This is a genomic window from Lactobacillus kimbladii, assembly GCF_000970755.1.
Classification (GTDB): Bacteria; Bacillota; Bacilli; order Lactobacillales; family Lactobacillaceae; genus Lactobacillus; species Lactobacillus kimbladii.
The window spans coordinates 1-3,195 of sequence record NZ_KQ034008.1; the positions used below are offsets into that span (position 1 = coordinate 1).

General features: G+C 51.3%; 2 rRNA genes. Both read right to left on the reverse strand.

Annotated features, from left to right (window positions below):
• Positions 1–2: 2 nt before the first annotated feature.
• Positions 3–119 (reverse strand): 5S ribosomal RNA (gene rrf, locus JF75_RS09920).
• A gap of 71 nt (positions 120–190) precedes the next feature.
• Positions 191–3,099 (reverse strand): 23S ribosomal RNA (locus tag JF75_RS09925).
• Between the last annotated feature and the right edge of the window lie 96 nt (positions 3,100–3,195).

Consider the following 3,195-nt stretch of genomic DNA (forward strand, 5'->3'; position numbering starts at 1 on the left):
AAGCACGGCAGCGTCCTACCCTCGCAGGCAGTCTCCCACCAACTACTCTCGGCGTGAAGAAGCTTAACTGCTGTGTTCGGCATGGTTACAGGTGTTTCCTTCTTGCTCTTGCCACCGTACTTTTCCTTGTGAGCTTTTACGCTCAAAACTAAATATAATCCTCTAAAAAAACCTTGATTGCCTTCAAGCTTTGGTCAAGTCCTCGACTGATTAGTACTGGTCCGCTCCAAGCCTCGCGGCTCTTCCACTCCCAGCCTATCTACCTCTTAGTCTTTGAGGTGTCTTACTACTTGCGTATGGGAAATCTCATCTTGAGGGGGGCTTCGCACTTAGATGCTTTCAGCGCTTATCCCGGCCATACTTAGCTACCCAGCGATGCCTTTGGCAAGACAACTGGTACACCAGCGGTATGTCCATCCCGGTCCTCTCGTACTAAGGACAGCTCCTCGCAAATTTCCTACGCCCACGACGGATAGGGACCGAACTGTCTCACGACGTTCTGAACCCAGCTCGCGTGCCGCTTTAATGGGCGAACAGCCCAACCCTTGGGACCGACTTCAGCCCCAGGATGCGACGAGCCGACATCGAGGTGCCAAACCTCCCCGTCGATGTGAACTCTTGGGGGAGATAAGCCTGTTATCCCCAGGGTAGCTTTTATCCGTTGAGTGATGGCCCTTCCATGCGGTACCACCAGATCACTAAGCCCGACTTTCGTCCCTGCTCGAGTTGTCGCTCTCGCAGTCAAGCTCCCTTATACCTTTGCACTCTGTGAATGATTTCCAACCATTCTGAGGGAACCTTTGGGCGCCTCCGTTACACTTTAGGAGGCGACCGCCCCAGTCAAACTGCCCGTCTGACACTGTCCCATGCCTCGCTTAGAGGCCCTGGTTAGAGCAGCCATCAAACAAGGGTAGTATCCCAACATTGCCTCTGATAACACTGGCGTGCTATCTTCTCTGGCTCCTACCTATCCTGTACATGTTTAACAGCTGCCCAATATCAAATTGCAGTAAAGCTCCATGGGGTCTTTCCGTCCTGTCGCGGGTAACCCGCATCTTCACGGGTATTATAATTTCACCGAGTCTCTCGTTGAGACAGTGCCCAAATCATTACACCTTTCGTGCAGGTCGGAACTTACCCGACAAGGAATTTCGCTACCTTAGGACCGTTATAGTTACGGCCGCCGTTTACTGGGGCTTCAGTTCGCTGCTTCGCTTGCGCTAACAGCTCTCCTTAACCTTCCAGCACCGGGCAGGTGTCAGCCCCTATACGTCGTCTTACGACTTGGCAGAGACCTGTGTTTTTGATAAACAGTTGTTTGGGCCTATTCACTGCGGCTGGCTCTTACACCAGCACCCCTTCTCCCGAAGTTACGGGGCGATTTTGCCGAGTTCCTTAACGAGAGTTCTCTCGCTCACCTGAGTGTTCTCCACTCGACTACCTGTGTCGGTTTGCGGTACGGGTGCCTGTCTTCTTGCTAGAAGCTTTTCTTGGCAGTGTGACGCTTGAACCTTCGCTACTTTGATTTCGCTCCTCATCACGCCTTGTGCTTACCAGTAACAAGCATTTGACTCATTACCACACTTGACGCTTGAACATGGCTTCCAGCGCCATGCGTCCTTTGCCTCCTGCGTCCCTCCTTCGCTGTTAACGAAGACAAGCAGTACAGGAATTTCTACCTGTTGTCCATCGACTACGCCTTTCGGCCTTGCCTTAGGTCCCGACTTACCCTGGGCGGACGAGCCTGCCCCAGGAAACCTTAGTCTTTCGGCGGATAGGATTCTCACCTATCTTGCGCTACTCATACCGGCATTCTCACTTCTAAACGCTCCATTTATCTTCACAGTTAAACTTCACCGCATTTAGAACGCTCTCCTACCACGTGCATTACTGCACATCCACAGTTTCGGTACTATGCTTAGCCCCGGTAAATTTTCGGCGCAGCGTCACTCGACTAGTGAGCTATTACGCACTCTTTTAATGATGGCTGCTTCTGAGCCAACATCCTAGTTGTCTACGCAACTCCACATCCTTTTCCACTTAGCATAGATTTGGGGACCTTAACTGGTGATCTGGGCTGTTTCCCTTTCGACTACGGATCTTATCACTCGCAGTCTGACTCCAGTGCCCCGATCTCTGGAATTCGCAGTTTATCTGAATTCAGTAACCCCTGACGGGCCCTTCGTCCAAACAGTGCTCTACCTCCATGATCGTCCTGGCACCAGGCTAGCCCTAAAGCTATTTCGGAGAGAACCAGCTATCTCCAAGTTCGTTTGGAATTTCACCGCTACCCACAACTCATCCCCGCAATTTTTAACTTACGTGGGTTCGGTCCTCCAGTGCGCTTTACCGCACCTTCAACCTGGTCATGGGTAGGTCACTTGGTTTCGGGTCTACGTCAACTAACTGCTCCGCCCTCTTCAGACTCGCTTTCGCTCCGGCTCCGTCTTTTCTGACTTAACCTCGCTAATTAACGTAACTCGCCGGTTCATTCTACAAAAGGCACGCCATCACCCTTTAATGGGCTTTGACTATTTGTAGGCACACGGTTTCAGGTTCTCTTTCACTCCCCTCCCGGGGTTCTTTTCACCTTTCCCTCACGGTACTGGTTCACTATCGGTCACAATGTAGTATTTAGCCTTGCGAGATGGTCCTCGCTGCTTCAATCGGGATTCCTCGTGTCCCGACCTACTCAGGATCCTGCTCAGCGCGCTCCGGATTTCGCTTACGGGGCTCTCACCCTCTCTGGCTTACCTTCCCAGATAATTCTGCTATCCTTTGCGCTGCCTTGTCGCAGTCCTACAACCCCAAATGATAAATCATCTGGTTTGGGCTCTTTCCTTTTCGCTCGCCGCTACTAGGGAAATCGATTTTTCTTTCTCTTCCTGCAGCTACTTAGATGTTTCAGTTCACTGCGTCTTGCCCCAGCCGGCTATCTATTCACCGCCTGGTAATGCATCTGCATGCATTGGGTTCCCCCATTCGGATGTCTCCGGATCATTGCGTACTTACCGCTCCCCGAAGCCTTTCGTGGTTCGTCACGTCCTTCTTCGCCTCATTGTGCCTAGGCATTCACCGTGCGCCCTTCTTTACTTGACCTTACTCAAGATACTCTCTCGGTCGCTCTTTGGCAATCTCTTCTCTTTTGATTGTTTCTCGGTTTTTTCTTGGATTATATTCAGTTTTCAATGTACT